Origin of the sequence: Gilvimarinus sp. DA14 (genome assembly GCF_024204685.1) — a bacterium.
Taxonomy (GTDB): domain Bacteria; phylum Pseudomonadota; class Gammaproteobacteria; order Pseudomonadales; family Cellvibrionaceae; genus Gilvimarinus.
In genome coordinates this window covers 2731487-2755704 of sequence record NZ_CP100350.1, presented here as the reverse complement: position 1 = coordinate 2755704, position 24218 = coordinate 2731487, and the positions used below count along the sequence as shown (strand labels likewise).

General features: G+C 53.9%; 21 protein-coding genes and 1 tRNA gene. 8 read left to right on the top strand and 14 right to left on the bottom strand.

Annotated elements, in window-relative coordinates:
- Positions 1 to 134 precede the first annotated feature (134 nt).
- On the top strand, positions 135 to 2144 hold the full coding sequence (gene rep / locus NHM04_RS12040; RefSeq protein WP_254264039.1) for a DNA helicase Rep: 2010 nt from the start codon (positions 135 to 137) through the stop codon (positions 2142 to 2144).
- Positions 2145 to 2257: 113 nt separating this feature from the next.
- Here the strand turns inward: rep and NHM04_RS12035 are convergent, their stop codons facing one another.
- On the bottom strand, positions 2258 to 2689 hold the full coding sequence (locus NHM04_RS12035; protein WP_254264038.1) for a cytochrome c5 family protein: 432 nt from the start codon (positions 2687 to 2689) through the stop codon (positions 2258 to 2260).
- Positions 2690 to 3205: 516 nt separating this feature from the next.
- On the opposite strand from NHM04_RS12035, the gene NHM04_RS12030 reads away from it, so the two are divergent.
- The 4 genes from NHM04_RS12030 to NHM04_RS12015 all read left to right on the top strand — a co-directional run bounded on the left by NHM04_RS12030 (position 3206) and on the right by NHM04_RS12015 (position 6048).
- A tRNA-Arg gene (locus NHM04_RS12030) sits at positions 3206 to 3282 on the top strand.
- A gap of 242 nt (positions 3283 to 3524) precedes the next feature.
- Positions 3525 to 4250 carry a glutaredoxin gene (locus NHM04_RS12025; protein ID WP_254264037.1) on the top strand — a complete coding sequence of 242 codons (726 nt, stop codon included), beginning with the start codon at positions 3525 to 3527 and terminating at the stop codon, positions 4248 to 4250.
- 61 nt (positions 4251 to 4311) lie between these two features.
- Positions 4312 to 5097, top strand: coding sequence for a ZIP family metal transporter (locus NHM04_RS12020; protein WP_254264036.1), 786 nt, complete (start codon positions 4312 to 4314; stop codon positions 5095 to 5097).
- A gap of 9 nt (positions 5098 to 5106) precedes the next feature.
- Entirely contained in the window at positions 5107 to 6048 is a 942-nt protein-coding gene (locus NHM04_RS12015) for a DUF808 domain-containing protein (RefSeq protein ID WP_254264035.1), read from the top strand.
- Here NHM04_RS12015 and NHM04_RS12010 read toward each other — a convergent pair.
- Complete coding sequence (locus tag NHM04_RS12010) at positions 6045 to 6326, bottom strand: acylphosphatase (RefSeq protein WP_254264034.1); 282 nt, start codon at positions 6324 to 6326, stop codon at positions 6045 to 6047. The genes NHM04_RS12015 and NHM04_RS12010 overlap by 4 nt on opposite strands.
- Before the next feature lie 64 nt (positions 6327 to 6390).
- Between NHM04_RS12010 and NHM04_RS12005 the strand changes: the two genes are divergently transcribed.
- Both NHM04_RS12005 and NHM04_RS12000 read left to right on the top strand, forming a co-directional pair.
- A complete protein-coding gene (locus tag NHM04_RS12005) occupies positions 6391 to 7908 on the top strand; it encodes a glycoside hydrolase (RefSeq protein WP_254264033.1) in 1518 nt (505 codons plus the stop codon).
- A 13-nt stretch (positions 7909 to 7921) separates the two neighbouring features.
- Positions 7922 to 8110, top strand: coding sequence for a hypothetical protein (locus tag NHM04_RS12000; RefSeq protein WP_254264032.1), 189 nt, complete (start codon positions 7922 to 7924; stop codon positions 8108 to 8110).
- On the opposite strand, the gene NHM04_RS11995 is transcribed toward NHM04_RS12000, so the two are convergent.
- The 4 genes from NHM04_RS11995 to NHM04_RS11980 all read right to left on the bottom strand — a co-directional run bounded on the left by NHM04_RS11995 (position 8100) and on the right by NHM04_RS11980 (position 12670).
- Positions 8100 to 8690 (bottom strand): exosortase H-associated membrane protein, encoded by a 591-nt coding sequence (locus NHM04_RS11995; protein ID WP_254264031.1) that lies wholly within the window; start codon positions 8688 to 8690, stop codon positions 8100 to 8102. The two genes, NHM04_RS12000 and NHM04_RS11995, sit on opposite strands and share 11 nt — an antisense overlap.
- Positions 8671 to 9177, bottom strand: a complete 507-nt coding sequence (xrtH, locus tag NHM04_RS11990; protein WP_254264030.1) for an exosortase H — start codon at positions 9175 to 9177, stop codon at positions 8671 to 8673. Before xrtH ends, NHM04_RS11995 begins: the two co-directional genes overlap by 20 nt.
- A gap of 105 nt (positions 9178 to 9282) precedes the next feature.
- Entirely contained in the window at positions 9283 to 10197 is a 915-nt protein-coding gene (locus NHM04_RS11985; protein WP_254264029.1) for a pirin family protein, read from the bottom strand.
- Positions 10198 to 10264: 67 nt separating this feature from the next.
- Positions 10265 to 12670, bottom strand: a complete 2406-nt coding sequence (locus NHM04_RS11980) for an acyl-CoA dehydrogenase (protein ID WP_254264028.1) — start codon at positions 12668 to 12670, stop codon at positions 10265 to 10267.
- Between the two features lie 201 nt (positions 12671 to 12871).
- Here NHM04_RS11980 and NHM04_RS11975 point away from each other — a divergent pair, with 201 nt between their 5' ends.
- Positions 12872 to 13876, top strand: coding sequence for a glycoside hydrolase family 5 protein (locus NHM04_RS11975; protein WP_254264027.1), 1005 nt, complete (start codon positions 12872 to 12874; stop codon positions 13874 to 13876).
- Between the two features lie 108 nt (positions 13877 to 13984).
- Here NHM04_RS11975 and NHM04_RS11970 read toward each other — a convergent pair whose 3' ends face one another.
- From NHM04_RS11970 to NHM04_RS11935, 8 genes are all read right to left on the bottom strand, one after another.
- Complete coding sequence (locus NHM04_RS11970) at positions 13985 to 16468, bottom strand: glycoside hydrolase family 9 protein (protein ID WP_254264026.1); 2484 nt, start codon at positions 16466 to 16468, stop codon at positions 13985 to 13987.
- A gap of 111 nt (positions 16469 to 16579) precedes the next feature.
- Positions 16580 to 16999, bottom strand: coding sequence for a group 1 truncated hemoglobin (locus NHM04_RS11965; RefSeq protein WP_254264025.1), 420 nt, complete (start codon positions 16997 to 16999; stop codon positions 16580 to 16582).
- Positions 16999 to 17883: a DUF3034 family protein gene (locus NHM04_RS11960; protein WP_254264024.1), complete on the bottom strand. Its 885-nt coding sequence runs from the start codon at positions 17881 to 17883 to the stop codon at positions 16999 to 17001. The genes NHM04_RS11965 and NHM04_RS11960 overlap by 1 nt, the downstream gene beginning before the upstream one ends.
- The gene (locus tag NHM04_RS11955) at positions 17880 to 20204 is read right to left on the bottom strand and encodes an EAL domain-containing protein (protein WP_254264023.1); all 2325 of its coding nucleotides are present in this window, start codon (positions 20202 to 20204) and stop codon (positions 17880 to 17882) included. The genes NHM04_RS11960 and NHM04_RS11955 overlap by 4 nt, the downstream gene beginning before the upstream one ends.
- A 15-nt stretch (positions 20205 to 20219) precedes the next feature.
- Complete coding sequence (locus NHM04_RS11950) at positions 20220 to 20861, bottom strand: methylamine utilization protein (RefSeq protein WP_254264022.1); 642 nt, start codon at positions 20859 to 20861, stop codon at positions 20220 to 20222.
- Between the two features lie 14 nt (positions 20862 to 20875).
- Positions 20876 to 22540 carry a diguanylate cyclase gene (locus tag NHM04_RS11945; RefSeq protein ID WP_254264021.1) on the bottom strand — a complete coding sequence of 555 codons (1665 nt, stop codon included), beginning with the start codon at positions 22538 to 22540 and terminating at the stop codon, positions 20876 to 20878.
- Positions 22541 to 22641: 101 nt separating this feature from the next.
- A complete protein-coding gene (locus tag NHM04_RS11940) occupies positions 22642 to 23277 on the bottom strand; it encodes a thiol:disulfide interchange protein DsbA/DsbL (protein WP_254264020.1) in 636 nt (211 codons plus the stop codon).
- 105 nt (positions 23278 to 23382) lie between these two features.
- Positions 23383 to 24054 (bottom strand): cytochrome c, encoded by a 672-nt coding sequence (locus NHM04_RS11935; protein ID WP_254264019.1) that lies wholly within the window; start codon positions 24052 to 24054, stop codon positions 23383 to 23385.
- Positions 24055 to 24218: the final 164 nt, after the last annotated feature.

Here is a 24218-nt window from a genome sequence, read left to right as displayed (position 1 = left end):
TACACTATCGTCGGCACAATTGCACAAAATTAAAGCAATTTTAGTGCGGCAATGAGCATTTCTTATCGCCTGAGGCCTTTGCTACAATGCCCGCCTTGTCCACCGCGCCCAATTCGATGTAGCCCAGAGGCCCCGTGACCCGACTCAACCCCCGTCAAAGTGAAGCCGTGCATTACGTGGATGGCCCATGCCTGGTTCTGGCCGGTGCAGGCTCAGGTAAGACATCGGTAATTACCCGTAAAATCGCCTATTTGATCGAAACTTGCGATATTCCCGCGCGCCACATCGCCGCGTTAACCTTTACCAACAAAGCCGCCCGCGAAATGAAAGAGCGCGTCGGCAATCTGGTAAAGGGCAAGGCGGCCCGCGGCCTGACCGTCTCTACCTTCCACAACCTGGGGCTCAATATTATCCGCCGCGAGGCCAAAACCCTGGGCTTTAAACCCGGTTTTTCCATTTTCGATGCCGAAGACGCGCGCGCCTTATTAAAGGAGTTAATGCTTAAAGACGGCGAGTTGGACAGCGACCATCTCGATATGGTGCAACACCAAATATCCAACTGGAAAAACGACCTGACAACGCCCGAGGCGGCAGAAAACCTGGCGCAAAGCCCGGCCGAGCTGACTATGGTGCGGGTGTACGAGCGCTACAACCAAGCGTTGCGCGCGTATAACGCGGTGGATTTTGACGATTTAATTCTGGTACCGGTTCATCTGTTCAATACCAAGCCAGAAGTCTTGGCCCGCTGGCAACGCAAAATCCAGTATTTGCTGGTGGATGAATATCAAGACACCAATTCCAGCCAGTACCTGCTGGTAAAGCAGTTAGTAGGCGGGCGCAATGCCCTAACGGTAGTGGGCGACGACGATCAATCTATTTATGCTTGGCGCGGTGCGCGGCCTGAAAACATGGTGCTGCTAAAAGAAGACTTTCCCAACCTGCACCTTATTAAACTGGAGCAAAACTACCGCTCTACCAGCCGTATTTTGCGCGTTGCCAACCACCTTATCGCCCACAACCCCCACGAATACGACAAAGCCCTGTGGAGTGAGATGGGCCTGGGCGACGAAATTCGGGTGCTCAAGTGCGCCAACGAAGAGGCCGAAGCCGAGCGGGTGGCAACAGAGATTCTCGCCAGCAAGCTTCGCTCGGGAGGAAAATTTAGCGATTACGCGATTCTTTATCGGGGTAACCATCAGGGCCGGCTGATGGAAATCAAGCTGCAGCAGCACCAGGTGCCCTACAAAATCAGTGGTGGCTCTTCCTTTTTTGGCAAAACCGAAATTAAAGACGTAATGTCTTACCTGCGCCTGCTGGTCAACCCGGACGACGATAACGCTTTTTTGCGCATCATCAACACGCCGCGCCGCCAAATCGGTACCAGCACACTTGAGGCGCTGGGCCGGTTTGCCAGCGAACGGCATATTAGCCTGTACACGGCCACCGACGATATTGCCCTGCAGCGACATATTCCCAAGCAAAACCTGGAGCGATTGCGCACCTTTCGCAGCTGGATTGAACGGGTATTAGAAAAATGTAACGGCCCCGACCCGGTAGCCGCCATCGAGCAAATGCTGGACGATATTGGCTACGAGGCCTGGCTACACCAGAATGCCTCCAGCGCCAAGGCGGCCGAAAAGCGTATGGATAACGTCCGCTATCTAGTAGATTCAATCCGCACCATGATCGAACGTGGCGACGATGGTGAAGCCATCACCATGGAGGACGCCATTAGCAAACTGGTGCTGCGTGATCTGTTAGAGCGCCAGGAGGAGGAAGAGACCCTCGACCAGGTGCAACTGATGACCCTGCACGCCTCTAAGGGCTTGGAGTTTCCTATTGTCTATTTGGTGGGCATGGAAGAAGAGCTGCTGCCCCATCGCAACAGCATCGAAACCGATAATATCGAGGAAGAGCGCCGCCTGGCTTACGTGGGGATTACCCGGGCCCAGCGCACTCTGGTGATGACCCTGGCGGGTAAACGCAAACAGTACGGGGAAATTTCTGAAACCACCCCCAGCCGTTTTATCAGCGAGCTGCCCCAAGATGACATCGCCTACGAAGGCTTTAGTCCAGCGACGGCAGAACAAGTGAAAGCCACCGGCGAGCAGACTCTGACAAACCTGCTAAGTATGTTTGATTGAGGGCACAGGGACACACAAGCGTGTATAGGATCGAGCTCCGGTGAGCCTTTCCCTTTTCAATAGGCATAAAAAAACCCGCTGCAGCGGGTTTTTTTAGTGTTGCGAGCAGTCGTTTACTGACTGTTTTCGACAATATAGTCAACCGCAGCAATCACCTCATCGTCGGAGCAGGTGGCACACAAGCCCTTGGCTGGCATCGCGTTAAACCCTTCAATGGCGTGCTTATGCAAAGTGTCCATGCCCTTGGCGATGCGATCGGCCCAGGCCGCCGGGTCGCCAAACTTGGGGGCACCGGCAACGCCCGCACCGTGACAGGTATTGCAGCTGCCGTTATATACATCCTCACCCGAACGCGGGCCACTGCTAGCGGCAGCCACCGGCGCAGCAGCACAGTCGTCACCCGACATACACACGCTACCCGCTGGGGTCAGACGCTCGGCAATTTCATCCTTTACGGCGTTAGATTGACTGAACGCGAAAGCAGAGGCGGCCAGCCCCACTCCCAGTGCGACCATCAGGCCGAATACTTTTCTCGCTTGGCTCACGGTTAAGAGTCCTCTGTTGATTGGCAGCTTGGTCGCCGCACTATTCTCAGGCGCGCCATTATAGCCAGAAACAGGCTTCGAGGTGAACAATCAACCACCCGGCATAGACGATCGTCAGCTCTCCTAGTAGAATGCGCGTCCTCGACTGATCCTGAGCCCGCCTCAATATCGGTTCACGCACCCGTAGCTCAGGTGGGTGAGACGAGCGTTTACAAAGCACTGCTTTGTGCGACATCGAACGGCTTTCTGCTGTGCTGGAAGACCGGGCGGGGAGTAGCTGTAGCGCGCCTAGCGCTACCTGGAAGACACTGGCACTGATCCAGTTTAAAAAGCAGGTCACGCACCCGTAGCTCAGGTGGGTGAGACGAGCGTTTACAAAGCACCGCTTTGTGCGACGTCGAACGGCTTTCAGCTATGCTGGAAGACCGGGCCCGAACGCAGTGAGGGGAGTAGCTGTAGCGCGCCTAGCGCTACCTGGAAGACACTGGCACTGATCCAGTTTAAAAAGCAGTTCACGCACCCGTAGCTCAGGTGGATAGAGTAGCGGTTTCCGAAGCCGTTGGTCGCAGGTTCAAATCCTGCCGGGTGCGCCATTTTCCATTTAAGCACGCACCCTGGATTGCCTGCCCCCAGGCCGACATTCTCAATGTCGCCCTTGAGATGTGTTATATCCCACCAACTGAAAATTCTACACCGCTAAGCGATATTTACAGCGGAAGAAGCCCACTAGCCGCGAAAACTAGGCGCAAATGCGCTAAAGCCGTTGGCACAACCTTTGATTGAATCCTTTAAGAACATTTTCATCGACTCATTTCACCGCACGAAGGAGCGAGCTATGGCCACCGCAACGATTTTCCGCATGAAGACCCCCCAGCATATTTGCCCTTACGGAATTAAGTCCAAAGACCTTTTGCGGCGCAAAGGCTTCAAGGTAGAAGACCACCTGCTCAAAAATCGCACCCAAACAGATGCATTCAAGCAGGAGCACGGGGTAGACACTACGCCGCAAACTTTTATCGATGGTAAGCGCATTGGCGGCTACGACGAGCTACAAGACTACTTTGGCGAGGCGAAACCGGGCAGTGACACCAGCTACACCCCCGTGATTGCAATTTTTTCGGTCACATTTTTGGCCGCGCTGGCGCTCTATTTGAACCCCGCGCCTTTTACCGGTTTTGCCAGCCTGATAAGCGGGTTTGTGGCATTAAGCATGATTGTTTTAGGTATCCAAAAGCTGCAGGACTTAGAAGGCTTTTCGCTGCAGTTTATTACCTACGACTTGCTCGGCATGCATTATCCTCGCTACGCCAATGTGTACGCATTTCTGGAAGTTTTCGCCGGTCTTGGCATGCTCGCACAAGCTCCCGCCTGGTTGGTGGCACCGCCCGCCGCTTTTATAGGCACCTTGGGCGCGGTTTCGGTATTCAAAGCGGTTTATATCGATAAACGCGAGCTCAAGTGCGCCTGTGTTGGTGGGGATAGCAAGGTGCCACTGGGGTTTGTTTCTTTAACAGAAAATCTAATGATGATTGCCATGGCAGTCTGGATGGTCCTAAGATAAACATTAACGTAACAGCGCCTGCTTGAAATAAATTCAGGCATTGGGCTAAGGGCTTAGATTTTTGCTACTGCCAGAAAATACCGTATGGCTGGGTTTTATAGGCAGCCTGATTGCAGGCTCTATGACCGGCGTGGGCGCGTTGGGCGTATTTTTTATTCGCCGCTTATCCACCTCGTTAGAAGATATTTTGTTAAGCGCCGCCGCCGGGGTGATGCTGGCCGCCTCTATTTTCTCTTTATTGCTCCCCGGTATCGAAGAAGCCAGCGCCCAAGGTTTTAACGCTAGCGGCTCAGTGATCATAGTGTTAAGCGGTATGATGCTGGGCGCCGCTGCGCTGGCAATTATTTACCGCTGTACGCCGCACCAACATTTTCGCAAACCTTTCCCGGACTCGGACAGCAAGGCATTAAAGCGAATATGGCTGTTCGTGCTAGCGATTGCACTGCATAACTTTCCCGAGGGGATGGCGGTAGGCGTAGGTTTTGCCAAGGGTGATCTGGAAAACGGTTTAACTCTGACGCTGGGAATTGGCCTGCAAAATATTCCCGAGGGACTGGCAGTGGCCATATCGCTGTTAGCGGTCGGCTACCGCAGTGCCTATGCGTTTAGCGTGGCATTTTTAACGGGCCTGATCGAGCCTGTGGGCGGCTTGTTTGGTGCGGCGCTGGTTTCCATCAGTCAGCCTTTGTTGCCCTGGGTGCTGGGGGGCGCGGCCGGAGCCATGTTATTTGTCATCAGCGATGAAATTATTCCGCAAACCCATAACCGCGGCCACGAAGGCCTGGCGACTTTTTCTCTGCTCGGTGGATTTGCCGTTATGATGTACTTGGATACCGTTTTCGCCTAAGGAAGAGCTATGGCCGGCAGCAGCTTACTGACACTAATAGATGATATAGCCACCCTGCTGGATGATGTGGCGGTAATGACCAAGGTAGCGGCGAAAAAAACCGCCGGGGTGCTTGGCGATGACTTGGCCCTCAACGCCGAGCAAGTCACCGGCGTGCGCGCTGAACGCGAGCTGCCGGTGGTTTGGGCGGTTTTTAAAGGCTCGCTGGTTAACAAATTTATTCTTGTTCCGGCGGCACTGTTAATCAGTGCTTTTTTACCCTGGCTTATCGTGCCTTTATTGATGCTGGGCGGTGCGTATTTATGTTTTGAGGGTTTTGAGAAAATTGCCCATAAATGGCTTCACCCCAAGGCGCCCGATGATCGCGAACACCAGGCGCGCCTGCAGGCGTTAGCGCAGAGTGAAACGGATATGCTGGCCTTTGAAAAAAATAAAATTAAAGGCGCTATTCGCACTGACTTTATTCTCTCTGCAGAAATCATCACCATTACCCTGGGCGCGGTGTCCGGCGCGGCCTTAAGTAGCCAAATTGCGGTGCTATGCATTATTGCCCTGGGTATGACCGTGGGTGTTTACGGTTTGGTGGCGGGCATTGTCAAAATGGACGATGCCGGGTTACACCTAAGCGCGCAAACCAGCCAGGCAAAACAAAAACTGGGGCAGTTTTTATTGGCCGCCGCGCCTGTGTTAATGAAATTCTTATCCATTGCCGGAACCGCCGCCATGTTTCTGGTGGGTGGAGGGATCTTGGTGCATGGGATAGGCCCTGTGCATCACTTTGTCGAACACCTGGCTCATTCGGGCGAAGCTCTACCCACTTGGGGTATTATTTTTAGTGCCGCAATTCCTACGCTAATCAATGCACTTGTGGGTTTGCTGGCAGGCGCTGTGCTGGTGGGAGCGATAACCCTTGGCGGTAAGTTGCTGGGCAAGAAAGATCAGCCCTCTTAAACTGTAGCGACCACTGAAAAACCATCAAACGCCTGCAGCTCTTCGTGCTGCACCTCGACCGAAATTACTTCGGCCCTGTCCGACCCCAGATGCAGCCATGCTTCAAGTTCCGTTAACGCCGTATCCGGCGCAGTTGCCAACACCTCAACCCGGCCATCTGTTAAATTGCGCACCCACCCGGTAACTCCCAGCTCGCGGGCTTTGCGCTCGGTGCTGGCCCTAAAATGCACACCCTGCACTCTACCCGTCACCCAAAAACGCCTGCTTACCTGTTCCACTTGAAACCTCCCGGTCATGTTTGTTGCTTACCATCGGGCGTGAATCTCTGTAAGCCCGTTCGCTATGCTATCACTACTGAGTCCGCCCCGTTGGTACGCTCGCCTCAAACGCCATTACACCGCGCGAGCCGGCACCGTTAGCTCCGCTTCTGAAATTGTGGTCGAACACTGCCGTGCAGTTCAGCAGGTAGACAGTCGCTATCTGTCATTTTCCATCGACATTTCTGTGCTTGTGGGCGGATATTGGTGGGAGGGCAGCGAGGGCACCCGCCGCGGCCTTGGCACTTTGCGGGTTCCGCCAATTCAACTCAAGCAAAAAAAGCTGGATTTGCTGGTGCGCGGCCTGGGTCCATCCTACCTGCGTATCGGCGGCTCCGAGGCCGATAAAATCCACTATTTTCAGGCGCCGGAAAACGAACCAGACGCCTTGGTTCTGACCCAAACGCAATGGGACAGACTGCACAAGTTTCTGCAGCGCAACGATCTACATCTGATTTTTACGGTCAAGTACGGCCTGTTCACCCGCCGCGATCACGGCCAGTGGTGTGGGGACGAATTGCAAAGCCTGCTGGATTACAGTGTGAACAAAGGCTACCAGATTCACGTATTTGAGCTGGGCAATGAACTAAACGCCTACTGGGCCTTTCACGGCCTGCGGGCTCAACCCAAAGCGCGCGATCTCGCCGTCGATTACGCCACCTTCACCCGGCAAATCCGGCACAATTACCCCCAGGCAAAAATTTCCGGCCCGGGCAGCGCCTTTTGGCCCCGCCTGGGGGAGACGTTTAAACCCTTCTCCAATATCACCCGACGCTTTTTGCAGCAGCTGCCCATGGCGCTTGATATCGTCAACTGGCACTACTACCCCTTTCAAAGCAGCCGCTCGCCCGTACGCACCCGCGCCGCCACCGTGCGCACTATGCTCAACCCAAAATCCTTTGCCGACTTTGACCGCTACAGTCGCACCCTGTTGTTCTGGCGCGACCGCTATCAGCCTCGCGCCGAACTGTGGACCGGAGAGTCGGGCTCAGCCCAGTGCGGGGGTCAGCCCAAGTTATCGGACCGGTTTATCTCTGTATTCTGGTGGGCCGATCAACTGGGCCAGGGGGCATTGTTAGGCCACAAGGTTATGGTCAGGCAAAGTTTGATTGGCGGCGATTATGGTTTGATTGACCGACTTACCCTTAAGCCACGGCCAGACTACTGGCTTAGCTGGCTGTGGGTCAGGCTGATGGGCACCGAGGTTTACCAAAGCTATCACTCGGATAAACACCTGCGCGTGTACTGCCATCGACACCCGGATGCGGATAAGCTGACACTGATGATTATTAACTTAAAGCCGCGCGGCGTTCGAGTGAATGTAAACCTGCCCGGCGAGAGGTGCGAGCATTACACCCTCACCGCGAAGCGACTCACCAGCCGCAAGGTGTATATCAACCAGGCGCGGCCAAAGCTTAAAAAAGGCCAACTGGATCTGGAACACTTTAGCCAGCCGCCGGTCGATAATCGGGTGCCCGGTTACAGTATTAGCTTTTGGTGTTATAAACTTGGCGCCGAGCACGACCAAACCCGCGACAAATAAAGTTGATAGCCAAATGAAATTGTGGATCCCACTGATGGCAGCAGCCATGCTGGCGAGTTGTTCAAGCATAAAAACCGACGACCACTACTGGTGCAGCTACGAGACCGACCAGGAGGCCTACCAAAACTGTTTAGAAGTGGGCCGTGACTTGGATCAGGCCACTGCTGAGTCGGCCGGGCACCGGGAAGATTCTAATCGTTAGCAAGGCCTGCTAAGCGTCGCACCATATCGTACTGACTCAGCAGCCAAATACTGCTGGCACCAATGACGGGTAACATCAAGTAACCAAACTGGTAAGCCAGTGCCACAGCTTCATTCTGCCAGCTCTCTAGCGATAATTGCCCCGCCACCTCAGGGCCCAGTTGAAATGCCAGGCTGACCAGCAACTCGGCGGCCAAGCCAAATGCATGTAACGGCAGCAAAGCAACCACCGCCCAAAAGGTGCGCAGGTTAGAGAAGTATTGCTCTTCAATCGCAAAACACAGAGCGAGCAAGACGGGGATATTCCAGGAGTAAATCAGCGGATTTAATGTGACGATTACCTGTCCGCGACCGCCCTCGGTACTGACAAGCAAAGAGGTCACCACCTCCAGCTGCCGCCCATTCATCTCTAATGATTCCACCAACCCGGAAAACATAAGGTTAACCACAATTTTGGCCAGTAAAGCTGCAGGCACACTGCACAGCGCCGCCAGGTAATACCAGAGCAGAAAAAAAACCGGCAACCACAACAGCGCCTTGGCAAAATACTGCAGCAGCGGATCAAGCGGGCGCGGTTTCATATCGCTGGGGTGCTTTAGGGTTGTAGCGAATCCAAATTAAAAAAATCAGCAAAGAATCGAGCATGATTAGCGCCTGCCAAATATACAGGTGCGCCCACTCGAACGCGCTGCTGTTCCAAAGTCCGAGAAAAAACAAACTGACAATACGCAGCACATTTAAGCACTGCAAACCGAGCACACCAAAGGCAATACCGCTCAGGGTGTAGCGCAAACTTGCCGGAAAAGCCACCATAGCGGCAATCAGCAGTATCATCGCTTCTATGCCGTTGCATCCAGCGGCAATTTGTACTGCAAAACCGGTTTTAATATCCGTGAGAATAATACCGGCAACTTCCAGCTCACGCCCCAAAAGCTCGATAACAAAGGCGCATACGCTGGTCAATGCACGAGTTAAAGGCAGCACCACATAGGTCTGCCCCCAGGGTAAAAGCTCCAGAGTGAACAAACCCATCAGGGTAAAGAAGAAAAGAAAAATAAATCGTTTCATGGCTTAGCCACTTGCCCGCGTTATCTAGCAGACAATTATACGCGAGCAAGACGACGCGCAAAGCCAAGCCGGCAACACACTCGCTTCGGCTGGTTATTTCTTAGCTCAACCAGGTAGCGGCACAAACTCACTGTCGCCGGGCACATGGCCAAAACGGCCCGCCTGCCAATCGGCTTTTGCCTGCTCTATAAGCTCACGCTCAGTTGCGACAAAGTTCCACCAGATATGCCTGGGCCCATCCAGAGGCTCACCACCAATAACAGCCAGAGACGCCCCCTCCTGACTGCTCAGAATGACCTCCGAGTCCGGTTTTAAAACCACCATTTGCCCGGCGCTAAAGCGCTCCGAACCTACCGCAACATCGCCGCTCACCACATAGAAGGCCCGTTCAGTGTATTCAGCCTCAAGCAACAACCGACTTTGGGCCTGTAATTGCACATCGACAAAAAACAGCGGCGCAGATGTTTGCAGTTTTGCACACATACCAAAACACTCGCCGGCAACCACTCGAATCCGGGCGCCATCGGCTTCAGCCTCGGGGACACTAGACGTACTGTAATGGGTAAACGAAGGGGCACATTGTTCCTGCTCTTTGGGCAATGCCGCCCACACCTGCAGCCCCATTAAGCGCTGCTCGGCGGCGGACTCGGGCGAGCGCTCGGAGTGAACAATACCCCGCCCCGCGGTCATCCAGTTAACCGCCCCGGGACGGATCAGCTGCTTGAACCCCAGGCTGTCGCGGTGCACGATTTCGCCTTCATAGAGATAGGTAAGCGTCGATAACCCGATGTGCGGGTGAGGTCGGACCGCAAGCCCGCCGGCTGCAGATAATTGCGCCGGCCCCATATGATCAAAAAATACAAAAGGTCCAACCGCCCGTCGCTCAACCGCGGGCAGAGCCCGGCGCACGGAAAATCCCTCTAGGTCGCGAGTGTTAGGGGTAATGACAATATCCACGCTCCCCTTTTTGCCCTGCTGCGCCGGGCAGCAGTGGGGTTCACTATCGGGCAACCAACTCATAGGTGCTCCATTATTATTATTTTGGGCCGGAGCCTAAGCCCCGGCTTTGGGTAAGATAACGTATACCTTAAAGCTTATCGAAGTTATCCGTTAACAGACAATCATAACGTCTGGCATCGTAAGCTTTTAGGGGCTCCACATCCGCCTGCTGAATCACACCTTTTACCACGGCATCGTCCAGGCGCTCTTCCAGGGTATCGCCATCCAGCTCACCTTTAGCCTGAGCACGACTGAAAGTGCTCCACACGTCGCCAAGCTCCAGCAGCATTTGGTAGGTTGTCTCTACCCGGCCCACGGCGTCTTCTGGGTTATGGTTTAAGTAGACGTAGCCAGACAGCATTTGCCGCACCGAACTGGACTCCATAATCATGCCGCCCAACTGGCGAATCTCGTCATCGCTGGGGCCCTTGTAGGGGCGCCCGAAGGGGAAACTGGCGAACTTGAATGCCCAGCCGATAAAGCGTGACGGAAAGTTTGCATAAAACGCCAATAACGCCGTTTGCGCTTTGTAGAATGCCGTCTTTAAGGCGAACTCGGCGTGTGCGTCCTCTTCGGCCGTGCGCGGGTGGGCGCCGTGAAACTTGAGAATACTGCAGGCGATAAACAGCTGACTGTGCACATCGCCCAGGCGGGCAGACAGAAGCTCGCGACGTTTTAAATCACCCCCCAACACGCCCAGGGCGACATCCGCAGCCACCGCGAAGGCGGCGCTCATATGATTAATGCGCTGATACCAGACACGGGAAAAGTCGTCGGCATTGACTGGGGTAGCGCTAAACTTGGCACAGGTAAAACTGAACAGCTTTAACCGGGTAATATTACTGAATACATGCCCCAGGTGACGCATAAACAGCTGGTCAAACTCGGTCATGGCGGCGTCTTTGTCGTCGGCCTGCAGGGTTTGCACTTCGTCAAACAGGTAAGGATGGCAGCGCATGGCGCCCTGGCCAAAAATCATCAGCGACCGGGTCAGAATATTCGCGCCCTCTACGGTGATGGCAACCGGCAGTGCGCGATAGGCAAACGCGGTAAAGTTGCGCGGCCCCAACTGAATTGCGCGACCACTGACCACATCCATGGCGTAATTTACCGAGGTGCGCATCATTTCCGTCGCGTGGTACTTGGCCATAGCCGTCATTACCGAGGGGGCGCCGGTATCCAGGCCGCGGGTAACTAACTGGCGGAAAGCCTCCAGGGTATAGCCGTTGGCAGCGACTTCGGCGGTGGCCTCCTGTACACCTTCAAACTTGCCCACTTCCATATTGAATTGTCGGCGAATGCGCGAGTAAGCGCCCACGGTTAAATAGCTCATCTCGCCGCTGGCGGTAGAAAGCGCCGGCAAAGATACCCCACGGCCAGCACCCAGGCACTCGATCAGCATGCGCCAGCCTTTACCCGCCATGGCCGGCCCGCCGATAATCCAGTCCACTGGAACAAACACGTCTTTGCCTTTTATCGGGCCATTCATAAACGGTGAGCCAGGGTTGTGGCGCTGGCCGATTTCTATTCCCGGGTGATCCGCCGGCAAGAGCGCACAGGTTATGCCGTAATCACGGGTGTTTTCATCGCCCAACAAGCCCTCTGGATCGGACAGCTTGAACGCAAGCCCCACCACCGTGGCCACAGGCGCCAGAGTGATCCAGCGCTTGGAAAAATTTAGCCGGATACCCACCACTTCCTGACCATCAAATTGGCCTTTACACACAATACCTGTATCAGGAATGGAGCCAGCGTCAGAGCCGGCTTCCGGACCGGTTAAGCCAAAGCAGGGAATTTCACTGCCATCGGCAAGGCCCGGCAACCAGCGTTGCTTTTGCTCTTCGGTGCCATATTTCATCAACAGCTCACCAGGGCCCAGAGAGTTAGGCACCATGGCGGTGACCGCAGCGGTCACCGAACGACTGGCAATTTTGCTCATAATGCGACTTTGCGCGTAGGGGCTAAAGTCGCGACCGCCAAACTCTTCGGGAATAATCAGGCCGAAAAAGCCCTTCTTTTTCAAATAGTCCCAGGCTTCGGGGGTTAGGTCCTGATCTTTAAAAATCTGCCATTCATCAATCAGGCCGCACAACTCCTCCACCTCATTATCGAGAAAGCTCTGCTCTTTCTCCGACAGCTGGGGCAGCTCGATATCGACAAACTTCTTCCAGTCGGGGCGCCCGCTAAACAGGTCCTTTTCCCACCAGGTGGTGCCCGCCTCCATGGCTTCGCGCTCGGTAACGCTCATCGGGGGCATAGCTTTTTGCAAAAAGTGGTAAGCCGGGTCGGTTAAAAAGCGGCGGCGTAACTGCGGCACGTTCAATACCGCCACAACCGCGGCAGCGGGAATCAGAAATAACCACATCCAGCCCGACAGATAAGTGAGGCAAAAAAGGCCGACCAAAATCACCACCGAGCCCACAGGAAGAGCCAGGGGGTAATACAGCACAATGGTTAACAGCGCGATAAAGGCAACCAGCGACAACAGGAACATAGAGTGTTTCTCCGACTTATAGAGTCATCCATTACAGCTTCTTAGACTGCATTTAACAATAGTCGATTCTGTCGCGCTTAGCACCTCGCCCGGCCAAAGCCACAGCGGTAAAGAAGTGTTGTGACGCTCGTTGGCAAATAGACAGCGCGACGCGGTCTGACTACCATCAAACATCTACCAATATAACAAGGTCACCTCGCCATGCCCACCAAAACCCTGCTAGCGTTAGGGCTAAGCCTCGCATTTTGCAACGCCGCCCAAGCCGCCACCGCCGTGCAAACTCACGGCAAGCTGAGTGTCAAAGAAAACCGCATTATCGATGCCAGTGGCGCACCGCTATCTCTCGCCGGCCCGAGCCTATTTTGGAGCAACACCGGCTGGAACGCCGACCGCTATTACGACCCCGAGGTGGTTAACTACTTGCAGGAGCAGTGGAATGCACCGATTATTCGTGCCGCCATAGGTGCAGGCGCCAATGGCGGCATGTTGACCCACCCGGAAGACAATACCCGCAGGGCCGAAACTGTGATTGATGCGGCTCTTGAGCAGGGTATGTACGTTATCCTCGATTGGCACGCGCACCACGCCGAGCAGCACCGCGACAAAGCCATCGCTTTTTTCGAGCACTTCGCGACGAAGTACGGCAATACCGACAATATTATTTACGAAATCTATAACGAGCCGCTGGCAGATACCGACTGGGATACCGTTATCAAGCCTTACGCAGAAGCCTTGATTGCTCGCATTCGCGCCATAGACCCCGACAACTTGATTATTGTCGGCACCCAAACCTGGTCGCAGGATGTAGACAAAGCCGCCATCAATCCCATTCAGGGTTACGACAATATTGCCTATACCCTGCATTTTTACGCCGGTACCCACAAGCAAGCGCTGAGGGATAAAGCAGAACAAGCTCTTCAACAGGGCGCCGCTTTGATGGTCACAGAATGGGGAACCGTTAATGCCGATGGCGACGGAGAGGTCGATAAACACAGTTCCGAACAGTGGTTGGACTTTATGCGCAAGCATCATTTAACTCACGCCAACTGGGCTCTCAACGACAAGGATGAGGGGGCTTCAATGCTAAAGCCGGGCACCGCCCCCGATGGCAACTGGACCGATGACGACTTAACCGAGTCGGGGCTTTATGTGAAGTCGATTATTAAAGGGTGGCATAGTATTGATTACAGTGGGGATAGTGAATAGGTCTGAGGTCTGATAAAATTTTCGCAGCCACACGCCAATCAGCTCGCACACAAAGCGTCAGACGTCCAACATCAGACGTCTGACTTTTTATCGTTCACCGTTCACCGTTCACCGTTCACCGGCACTATTCTCCAAAGCCTCAACCGCCAACACGAGAAACATATAATTCGTGGCCCCACCGCCCATCACATATTCAGTTTGCTGCCAAAAAAACGGCCAGGTTTTTAGCTCGGGTAAATCAGGTCGAATAAGTGCGGTTCCCGATATTACGCCACCCGGAATGTAAGACCAGTCGGCGCGGTTAACACCATAGGCCACCAGCGCCGAATCAGAACCCACACCCGACGCAAAAGATTCTGTGTTGCTGCCTGGGTGTACCCCGAGGACAAAATTTAATGCGTTAACGTAGATATCGGCATCGGCAATATCGGGCCAGGTTTTGTGCACAAAGTACTGCTTTACACCAAACTCCTGAATCCCCCAACCGGCGCCCCAAATATGTGGCTTATAGGGAACACCATAAGGTGTTTGTGCGGCCTGTTGTTGTACCCGCTCTTGTTGCTTTATAACAGCCCGCTCAATAGCTGCAATAAAATCTTTGTTATTGGTTTTGTTCACCACCCGGCCGATAACCCAAGCAGTATTATCTATGTCGGCAACGAGCTCGCTTTGCATAGCGATCAATTGATCAATATAAACTTGCTTTCCCGTAGTCAAAATAAGCTCGGCCAGTGCGAAGGCTTTTACACCGGTTTTTTCGGCCAGCGGAAATGCTTTGCTAAACAGATCTTCAGCGGCAGCCAGGGATTCTTCCGCAAGAGCCGCGTTGTAATCGTGCATAACTCGGGCAGCAGCAGCGAGCCCGGCAACCACATCCAACTCACGTTCAGGGTTTTCTTCGGTAAAAACCCAGCGATCATCCGGTGTACCGGAACGACCGTCTTTAATTTCACCCGGCTTAAGACTGGGGTGGTAGACCAGGTTATCCGTTTGTGCACTCGCATCCCCCAACATCACATACTGGCGCACCGTGGGAACAATAATGCCGCGATACAAACGTCCGAGAGCTCGATAACCGCCTAACACCGTCAGCAAGCCGTGCTCTATTTGCTGCAGGGCATCGTTTTTACCGTCTGCTTGGTGAATTTCTACCAGCTGTTTTTCCTGGTCGATCAAAGTCGCATCATAGTCAAGGCCAAACTCCTCAACCATCATAGCCAGCAACCACGTGGTGCCAATTTGTGATTCGACCCGCAAGTCATAGTCACCAGCATCATGCCAGCCACCCTTGTTTAATCCTGGCACCGGCTGGCCCGGCTTGAAATCCGTTAAGGTTGAGGGGCCGGAAATGTAACCATCAATGTGGTTGTAATTTACCGGCGACATTAGCGCATCATCATGGTGACACTTGTCGTGCCATACGCGGTACTTTTCATTCACCCGCATATGACACATTTGCACCGGCAGATAATATTCCAGCGTCGGCTGCCAGGCGTGACGGGAGTAAACATCGGCACCGATTTTAAACGGTTGTGAGGTGTTACCCCGATAGCGCAGCTGGTACATGCCCGGCTCTGACACCTCGGTAAAATCAAACTGCAAATAGTGATAACGCAAGAATGATCCCCAAGGGGTAGGCTGCGCTTTTTTAATTACTTCCGGCCCACTCGCGCTCAACTTTAACAGCTCGACCGCATCCGCCTTGCTGTCCCGACTGTCCTGTTCAATGACGGCGCGCTTGGCTTGCGATACCCCGTAGCCAAGCTGAGAAACCTGAATCACAGGTTCATACTGCCAGTCTTCCACCACATGGGGAGTAATAATCCATTCGATTGCATTTTTACTGGCGCCCTTGGGCACCAATGAACGCACGATGTACCAACCGTTGTTGTGATTGGTACGACCGTCCCAGAGCTCAAGCTCACCGCCCTTGACGCTTTTAATTTGCAGACGCTGCTTTTCCAGCTCGGGTGCCACAACCAGCTGCTGTCCTGTTGCCAGAGGCTCCGCCAGCCACTCGCCGTGCGTATGCAACAAAGGCCCGTTGGGCTGAGTCGGAAAGATGCCACTGTGCGCATCCATCAAGTAAGAGGCGCCAAATAAATCGCCGGGAAACAGCTCAAAATTAAAACCTACTTTGCCAATCCATTGGGCGGGCAGCGGCTCATTTAAATCCACACTTACCTTTACGCTATTACCCTCAAACGCTTCAACATGAACCTGATAGCTAAAATTTAAATCCGGGTAATCTATAGGGTTAAAGCCCTTACGGTTTTTACTTTCGTCGGGATAGGCCAGAGTTTGCGAAATACGCTGATTTTTTACATCCACATGGGCCTCGCCCACACCGCGCGGTACCGGTGACCACTGTCCGGGAGATATTTCCAAACGTAAATCACCGTTGGCAGCTGTGCGTATACCGTGCTGTATAACCGTCACTCCGGTTTGATGACCGTCGGGGTAAATATCGGCGAAAACAGTGACGTCCAAACCCGGCTTACTAAAGTAGCCTTTGTCGTTTAACTCTAATCCGTCTGTCGCCAGACAGGGCACACCTATGCATGCCAAAGCGGCAATAACAAAACATTTCATGGGCTCAATCCTCGGTTATTATTGTCTGATGGTTTTCAGCTATTGTTATCGATCGGGTTGCACTTAGCCAACCCAGCACCGTGCACCCGAGTTAACTTTTGTAACGATTGGTTACCGGTAGACAACGTCCCGATAGTCCTGCGCCAATCGTGCTAATAATTGATTTTGCGTGGCGGTGGGCACCCTCTGATCTTCCATAGCGAGGATTAAGTTTTCCACAATGGCATTGAATTCGGTGTCGGTATAATTGTGACCCGCGTGCACAACCTGCATTGACTCCCCTTGATAGGAGCAATCACCGTTACTTACACTACAGATATAAGTGACCAGCCCCTGGCGAAAACGCTCGATATCAACGCCTTTAAAACGATCCACTAACCGCTTGTCTGCAGCAATATTGACTATCAATTGATAGACAATGCTATCCACGCCCGTGTGGCCTCCAAGGCGCGAATAAAGTGTCGAGCCAGTAGGCTGTTGCGCACAACCGAATAAAGCAACCAGCAAGGTTAGGGTGATTAATCTGCGCATCAGAAGCTCCCCTGCAACGACAAGTACCAGCCATCTTGTTCGGGGAGTGTAGCGATCTCACCTAAATCGGCGTAAGCCGCCACCAAGCTCAGATTTTTGTTGGGAAACCAGGCCAGAAAACCAGTATACCAATCGTCTTCTCGGGCAAAGGATAGATTATTTGGTTTCTGCCGATACTCGGCTCCCAATAACCAATGCCGATTAATAAAGATGCCACTGGACACCTCGGCCTGCCACTGTCTGGTATCGTTTTGATCGCCGCCGAAACCGACAAGCCCAGCTTGGTTGGCCCGCGTATAGCGTGCTACCGCATTAACCAAGAGATTATAGCCGCCCACTGCCCCCAGGTAGACCTTGCTGGCCGCCAGGTACAACTCCGTATCCTCGCTTCTTATAGCACCGGCCGCTGCGGGAATAAAAAAATCGTGATTGTCTTTATACTGAACACCAAGGCTCAACTGAGGTAGACGGGTGTAGAGTAAATCTCCCGCCAAGCGAACCTTGGCACCGACTATCGACTGACTAATGCTTTGATCAGACACCCCAAGCGCGGCAGACAGCGCAGGATGTTCCAGTCGCTGGCGGGCGACACTCAGCTCAAACCGGTTGCGCCAACAGGTGGCCGCACCGAAACTCGCCAAAGAATAATCAGGCGTATCAACGTAACTGGTAAACGCTGTAGCGCCTATTTCTTCGCGAGTGCAATAGCCGCTTATTACCGCCATAGGCACAATGCCGCCCCCGGCCACACCCTCAATGGTCGTCGCTCCACCAGTCGCCAATAAACGGCTGCCCTGGCCCAGAGCGGGAGAACAAATCAGCAACCATATGACAGTCAAAGTAGTCAGCGTTGCCGGTAAAATCGCGCTTGCAATCGCCTTCACACTACCTCCAGGAATGTTTTTACCCAATGGTTGAAATCTTTTTCCGGCAGAGGTTTGCTGTATAGGTAACCCTGCAGCACATCACAGCCGCTGCTGACCAGCCAGTTACGCACCTGCTCGGTTTCCACGCCTTCGGCGGTCACACTCAACCCCAGTGAGTGTCCCAGAGCGATAGTGGATTTTACGATCTGCTGATCGTCTTTACTGCGCTCAAGATCCTGAATGAATACCTTATCGATTTTCAGCTCGGAAACTGGCAAACGTTTGATCTGCGACAGAGAAGAGTAACCAGTACCATAATCATCAACGGAGATTTTTGCCCCCATGGCATGCAGATTTTGCAAATTAGCAATGCTTTTTTCCGCTTCCTGCATGATCGCGCTTTCGGTTATTTCTAAATAAAAACTGGCGGCATCCAGACCAAACTCCTGCAACAGGCTGTGCAGGTAATCCGCTAAATCGTCTTCCAATAAATCGAGTGCCGACAGATTAACCGACATCAACAAGTTAATTCCCTGCGCCTGAAGTTGCTGCAATTGCGACGCAGCGGCGCGCAACACCCAGCGGGTCAGCAGAGCAACTTGCCCGGCACTTTCGATCACCGCGACAAACTCTTCTGGATTAACAAAGCCAAATTTAGGATGAATCCAGCGAATTAAGGCTTCGGCCCCTAGCTTCCGGCAATCTCGCGCGTCAATTTTAGGTTGGTAGTAAAGACAAATTTCGCCATTGTGCAGCGCTGCTTTAAAATCGGTAAGCAGTTGCAGGCGTCGCAGGTGATCTTCGTCCCAACCGCTTTGATAACTGCAGATAAAGCGCCGCCCCTGGCGTGCGTGCTGCAGCGCCAGATTAGCGCGGCGCAACAACAGCTCAGGAGTATCGGCCTGCTCCGGGTAAATTGCGTAGCCCAAATTCAATTCAACCCGCAGTTCGGTGCTGGCAGCCGACAGCGGTCGGTCAAAATCTCGCAGTAATTGCTCGGCAAAAGCGGCGGCCTCATTTTCACCTGTGAAGGTCTGCAACAGCAGAAACTCATCACTGCCCAGGCGAATCGCAATGCCGTGCGGCTCCACCTCAATTGCGAGTTGCTCCCCAACCGCGCGCAGAATCTCATCGCCTGTTTCTGCACTTAATGTGTCATTAATCTGCGTAAACTTATAGATGTCGACAATTAAAACCAAAAGCTTCTGACCGCTGCTATCGGCACGAGTCATCATCTGATTAAGCTGCACAAACACCTGTGAGCGGTTGACCAGCCCGGTCAGTCCATCGTGTTCGGCGTGATAGATAATCTCCTGCTCACGCTCGGCAATCGCTTTTTGCATCGTTGTAAAAGCTGCGGCCAAATCGGCAAACTCTTCTCCACCTTGTACCGCAACACGCGAGTTATAATCGCCCGACGCAATAGTGCGAGCGACATTGGCCAGCTCTTTCACCGGGCGACTGACACTGCGCGCCATAAGTAGCGCAACCAACACCGCACCACCCAAAAATGATACCGCCAAAGTCAACAACTGTAGATCAAGCACGGCAAAGGGCTGTAGAGCCTTAGCCAAGGGCACCTGCAAAACAGACACAATTTGCTGTGGTTGTTGCGCCACACTTACCGAACTGCTGAGCATCTCTGCGGAGCGCCAAACCGCCGGCGTTGCGCCACTGTTTGGCTTATTGTTCGCTATTAGCGCCTGCTGCCCTGGCGCGTCAAGTGTGCCGGACAAATACTTTACCTCTTGCGCACTGAGCATCACAAAAGACACTTCCAGATCAGTAAGTTCTTTTAATGAAGCACTCATAGACTCATCGATTTCAAAACCTATGCCCGCCGTGCCAATTTGCAGTGGTGCCATAATCGGAGACATAACAAATTGATACAGCTTGTCATTGATGACAATGGGCGAGTAGCGCGGGCCACTGGCCCCAGAAACGGGCGACAGCTGACCGAGCACCGCATATTGCTCGGCTTGTAGAGATGAACTGCTGGCAATTACCCGCTGGTCGCGGTCGAGAACCAGCGCTAGATCAGCATCAATGCGCGCGGCATGATTCAACAACGCTGAGCGAAGCGTTGCCCGATCGGCGATGGCCACCGCCTCTTTAAAGCCAAAGTCATCAGTCAACACACTGACCGATTGCGCCAATTGTGCCGCGCGAGAACTCATCAACTGGGAAAATAATTCACTGCCGCGCTGCAGATCTCGGTAGGCATCGTCCACGACCGCATCGCGAATTACCGTGCGGGTCGCGACATAAAAACTGACCTGCAGCATGACCACAAGTATGAGCAAGAAAGACAACAACTTTGCACGATAGCTGCGAATCATAAATGGTTCATCGGCCTATTCGAACAGCGCATCGAGCGCTGAGCCCGGCGGCTTTTCACGCGGGTCGGGAGCCAGTGGCCCGAGCATTATCTGCACACTCCCCTCTATGGCCGGTAAAGTTTTGACCGCCGGCTGCAAAGCCCTGGGGTGCTGTACCTCAATGCGCCCCGCCTGGGGTAGCGTCTCCAGAGTGACCTTGCCCTCACTGTCAGTCACATCAAAATACGGCGTATCCAGCACGTAAATATAGCCGACCATGGAGTCGTGGATGTTGCAGCCAAGCACCACCTCGCCGGCCCGATCGAATACCACCGGATCGGCGGTGGTGCCGTGATACAAGCGCAATTCAAATCGTTTGCTGGGGGAAAACGAGTAAACGTGATGGCGAATATCATCGCTGTTGGGAAAGGACACCTGTGTGCCCACTTGTACCGCGAGCACGTAGGGTACAAATTGCCGGTCGCGCTGATCCATGCTCGCCTGAAGCTGCGGGGCCGACTTTTTTTCTGCAACCCTATCCCCTTGAGGGTAAAACGCCACTACTGCATTGGCCAGTGGCTGCGCGTCACTATCGGTCACGTGCACTTGCAACGCCGAGACCTTCAGCGCTGTAACGCCGAGTAACAATGCCCCTAGCAGTCGCCGTATTATTGTCATTTGTTACCCCAGGCTCAGCCGATAAGGCTTTGATTTCGACCGGCCGCTTTAGCTTCGTAAAGCGCTTTGTCCGCGCGTTCGAATACCGCTTCGGCAGTGTCGTGCGCTGCAAATTGTGCGATACCAATCGAGACGGTTAGCTCCAGCGGCTGCTCGCGATAGCTAAAATCGGTTTTGGCGATGGCCGCACGAATCCTGTCGAGAAATTGCAGCGCCTGTTCGGCCGTGGTTTCCGGCATAATAATGACGAACTCCTCGCCACCATAACGACCAAAAAAATCTACCTCGCGCAGGCGCTTGCCAATGGCGCTGCTGAGCACTCGCAACACTCGATCCCCCGCTTGATGCCCAAGTGTATCATTGATCTTTTTGAAGTAGTCGAGATCGCAGACAGCGATTGATAGCGGGCTGCCATAGCGCTGAAAGCGCTGAGTCTCCAGCGCAATGCGCTCATTGTAAGCCTCGCGATTAGGAATACCCGTGAGCGGATCGGTGAGCGCTTTGGTACGCTGCTCCTCCAGAATTTGACGATTTTTCTGCGCCTCCGATTCCATCGCGCGCAGTTTTTGCGCTAGCTCCCCGAGCTGACTGAGCATAGGAGCGGCGTCCTGCGAGCGCTGCTGATAAGTTTGCAGCGCGGCACGAATGCTCCCCAAGCGACTTTGGACTTGATCTTTCAGCTGGTTTAAATCTGAGGCATCGCGCGTTTGGCTTTCCAGCTTTGCAAACTCCGCTAGCATATCCGCCTGCATGGTGTCAGAGGCCGACTGCAGCTCGCTACCACTGGACTGGGCGCCCTCCAGAGCGCTGTAAATATCCGCCAGCTCCAGGTTGACGCCGTTCAAGTAGGTGGTGAACGCGCGAGTCGCCGCCATGTAGGCACTCATTACCAGATCGCGAACTTCCTCCAGTACGGGAATCAAATCCGCGTTGCGAATCCCGTTTTGCAGGCGCTGCTGTAGGGCGGTGACTCGCTCGGGCCGCAGTGCTTGCGCCTCAACGCTCTGCAGCAAATCATTAATGATACGGCTCAGGTTGGCTGATACGGTTTCACTGTCGCGCAAACTGGCGTTGGGGTTCAACTCAAACAGCACCCGATCCGCCTTGCCTTGCTCTTGACGGTTCGCGGCTTCCTCACGCTCGACGCTGACGGCGTGCTTGTCTTTATTCAGTAAGCGCGAAAAGAAACCCTCAGGCTCAGTAGAGGTGTCAGCCTGTTCGGCCAACACTTGCGCCTGCAGCTGTGCGATACGCTCCAATAGCCCGGGATAGGTATGCAACAACTCCTGCTGCCGACTCACCTGTTGCGCCAGTTCACGCAGCTCTTTTTTAAGTGGCCGCGGCGGCTCGCGCCCTAACAAAGGTACAATCAATGACTGCAAAGCCCCACGTAGCTGAGCGGAGGTCGCATCGCGATGCTCGTCGAACTGCAGCAGCAATTTATCCAGGTTTTGCAAAGCCTGGGCAAGCTGCGCATCCTGTTCGCTGCGCACGCTAGCACGCAGTGCTTCCAGCGCTTGATCCAAACCGGGCTGCTGGCCATCGGCCGCCACACTAACGCGCACCAATGCCCGCCTTAATAGCTGCAACTGGTCTTTGTAATTCGTCTCCAGCGACTCTTGCTGATCCAGCAAGTCCAGGTATTTATCTTTCCAGCGATTGTTCTGGTTATCACTCATCTCGGCTTGGGCCCGCTCAGTTCCATCGCCCCATTATAGACGCGGCAAAAAAAAACCCGCCAGCGATTGATCGCGGGCGGGCTCTAGCGCTCTGGTTTGGCTTACTTTTCAGCGCGAATTTTGTTTACCAGGTAGTCAGCCACTTGCAGCATTTTCTCGTGACCGCCGGCGCCGCTGGCGCTGATGGTGTAGCGGCCGTCGACCACCAGCTCGGGGGTACCGCTAATTTGGTAAGCGCGAGCCTTGGCATCGCCCTGACGCACCTGGCTGTCGATACCGAAAGACTCAAAGGTTTTAACAAACTTGTCTTTATCTACACCGTACTGTGCGTAAAATTCAGCAAAATCTTCAGCTGAGCCGAAGCGCGTGTTCTGCAGATGCAGCGCGTTGAACAGGTCCATGTGGGCTTCGTCCAACACCCCCATAGCTTTCGCGGTGTAAAACGCGCGAGCGTAAATTTCCATTTGTTTGGCCCACACTACCGGCGTCTGGACCACGTTCACATCGTCAGCCTGCTTTTTCTTCCACTCGCTGAATAGCGGGTCAAAACGGAAGCAGTGGCCGCAGGTGTAGGCGAACATTTCTCGCACTTCAATTTTATCCGGATCGTCCGTGCGCACGGCCTCGGCAAGCTCAGTATAATGAGTGCCCTCTTCAAATTGCGGCGCAGAGTCAGAGCTCTCAGCGCAGGCCACCACCGCAAACAACAGACCGAACACAGCTAACAAAATTCGCATATTATTGCTCCATTATTTTCTCAAACAGGCAGGCTTAGACCGTCCAAGCCCGACAAGTTCCGGGTATAAAAAAGGCGACCGAAGTCGCCCTTGGTGCCGCTGGTCTTAATTCAAGCCAGCAATATAATTCGCGACAGCCTTAATCTCGGCGTCACTCAGGTTTTTCGCCGCCATGCGCATGATGGATGCGTCGCCGTCGTTAGTACGCTCACCACCGCGGAAGGCTTTCAGCTGCTTCTCGATATATTCTGCGTACTGACCGCCCAAGCGGGGGTAGGCGGCCGGCTCGTTGCCCTGGCCCGTAGGCGAGTGACAGCCGATACACGCAGGCACGCCGGTTTCCATATTACCGGCGCGGTACAAGTGCTCGCCCAGCTGCAACGCATCTACCTCGGCGCCACTGTTAACTTTTACCGTCATCTCTTTAGCGCCGCTCAGCTGCATGGTCTGTTCAGCGTAAAAAGCGGCGATATCGGCCAAATCTTGGTCGCTCAAACCGCTCAGAATTCCAGTCATTTCGGCAACGGCGCGGCCGGTTGTGGCCTTATCTTCGCCGCTGGCTTTATCCCAGTCCTGAATATCGTGCAATTGCTTCAACAGGTAAGCCTCACCGAGGCCTGCGATTTTAGGAAAGGTAGGCGCTGGGCTGTTACCATCGCTGCCATGACAGGCGGCGCAAACCGCTACCTTGTCCGCACCTGCCGCCGCATCACCCGCTGCAGAAGCCACCGAAGAGGCACCCAGAGCGATCAGCAGAGTTAAAACGTGTTTTTTCATTGGCTAACCTGTGACATCGTCTTTTTTGTGTTGGCTGAACTGCCTTGACGTAAGGGCCAGGCAAATCCCTGCCAGATTCCACTGGCATGGGCCGGTTGCAGCGGGCATTATATACTAATTGACCGATCACAAAAGGGGCGCCAAACCGGCGCTGCTCTACCGAG

Coding starts and splice junctions, on each gene's coding strand:
- NHM04_RS11950 (WP_254264022.1), bottom strand. CDS start 20,861: ATGACAATAATACGGCGACTGCTAGGGGCATTGTTACTCGGCGTTACA.
- NHM04_RS12005 (WP_254264033.1), top strand. CDS start 6,391: ATGCTATCACTACTGAGTCCGCCCCGTTGGTACGCTCGCCTCAAACGC.
- NHM04_RS12000 (WP_254264032.1), top strand. CDS start 7,922: ATGAAATTGTGGATCCCACTGATGGCAGCAGCCATGCTGGCGAGTTGT.
- NHM04_RS11985 (WP_254264029.1), bottom strand. CDS start 10,197: ATGAGTTGGTTGCCCGATAGTGAACCCCACTGCTGCCCGGCGCAGCAG.
- NHM04_RS11970 (WP_254264026.1), bottom strand. CDS start 16,468: ATGAAATGTTTTGTTATTGCCGCTTTGGCATGCATAGGTGTGCCCTGT.
- NHM04_RS11995 (WP_254264031.1), bottom strand. CDS start 8,690: ATGAAACCGCGCCCGCTTGATCCGCTGCTGCAGTATTTTGCCAAGGCG.
- xrtH (WP_254264030.1), bottom strand. CDS start 9,177: ATGAAACGATTTATTTTTCTTTTCTTCTTTACCCTGATGGGTTTGTTC.
- NHM04_RS11940 (WP_254264020.1), bottom strand. CDS start 23,277: ATGCGAATTTTGTTAGCTGTGTTCGGTCTGTTGTTTGCGGTGGTGGCC.
- NHM04_RS11980 (WP_254264028.1), bottom strand. CDS start 12,670: ATGTTCCTGTTGTCGCTGGTTGCCTTTATCGCGCTGTTAACCATTGTG.
- NHM04_RS12025 (WP_254264037.1), top strand. CDS start 3,525: ATGGCCACCGCAACGATTTTCCGCATGAAGACCCCCCAGCATATTTGC.
- NHM04_RS11965 (WP_254264025.1), bottom strand. CDS start 16,999: ATGCGCAGATTAATCACCCTAACCTTGCTGGTTGCTTTATTCGGTTGT.
- NHM04_RS11945 (WP_254264021.1), bottom strand. CDS start 22,540: ATGAGTGATAACCAGAACAATCGCTGGAAAGATAAATACCTGGACTTG.
- NHM04_RS11955 (WP_254264023.1), bottom strand. CDS start 20,204: ATGATTCGCAGCTATCGTGCAAAGTTGTTGTCTTTCTTGCTCATACTT.
- NHM04_RS12015 (WP_254264035.1), top strand. CDS start 5,107: ATGGCCGGCAGCAGCTTACTGACACTAATAGATGATATAGCCACCCTG.
- NHM04_RS11975 (WP_254264027.1), top strand. CDS start 12,872: ATGCCCACCAAAACCCTGCTAGCGTTAGGGCTAAGCCTCGCATTTTGC.
- NHM04_RS11935 (WP_254264019.1), bottom strand. CDS start 24,054: ATGAAAAAACACGTTTTAACTCTGCTGATCGCTCTGGGTGCCTCTTCG.